The sequence below is a fragment of the Faecalitalea cylindroides ATCC 27803 genome, from assembly GCF_000469305.1.
GTDB lineage: Bacteria > Bacillota_I > Bacilli_A > Erysipelotrichales > Erysipelotrichaceae > Faecalitalea > Faecalitalea cylindroides.
Genome location: NZ_KI271028.1, coordinates 1 through 702 on the forward strand (window position 1 = coordinate 1; position 702 = coordinate 702).

Annotated in this window: 1 protein-coding gene and 1 pseudogene; both read right to left on the reverse strand. The window is 42.0% G+C overall.

All coding sequences use genetic code 11. The features are described from left to right. On the reverse strand, nucleotides 1-138 hold a 138-nt coding region (locus tag HMPREF0367_RS07210; protein ID WP_035402810.1), incomplete at its 3' end, for a PrgI family protein. A 135-nt stretch (nucleotides 139-273) separates the two neighbouring features. Then, nucleotides 274-702, reverse strand: a pseudogene (locus HMPREF0367_RS07215) (hypothetical protein); the annotation flags it as partial.

Here is a 702-nt window from a genome sequence, read left to right on the forward strand (position 1 = left end):
AACATACGGTCTGAGCAAGAAATACAGTCCTACCGCAACGCCACAAGCGAGAACAGAAAAAATGAACTGTCTGAGCGACAGTCCAAAAAACATTGACTCTGTATAATTTCTGATTTCTCGGTTAATTTTTACTTCCATATCTGTTTCCTTTCCTGCGGTTTCGGTCTTTCTCCCTCACGCATTTATCATTCAGGCAAAAGACTTTGCCTTTTCGTTTACCGCCATAGTAAACGCATTTCTTACAATCTCTTTGGTTCATCTCAAAATCTCTCCTTAAAGTCCCATCATCTCTCGGATAATACGGTCAGACATTTTTACTGCACCGACAAGAACAAGCATATTAAATACCAATTCCCCGATATATGCCCACACCTGCGTAACTGCTGCTGCATCAGGATTCACTACTGGTGGCGATGAAGCAAATACGGAGAAAATAATACAAGCAAGTACAATGACTGCTCCCTCAAGCAGAACTGCACAATAGCTTTTGATAAAACTCTTGCCTACATTCTGTGTAGGTTCTCCTGCAAATGTGGAAAGCGGTATCGGTGCAAGTGCTGTGTACATATACAACTTGAAAAATCGTCCATACACTGTCATTATCAGAATGAACGACAGCACCGTGATAAATAATCCTCCGATAAGCGTTACCGCCCACAAGGGAATACTCTCGAAAAATCCGCAGTCCTCTATGGTCGTTAC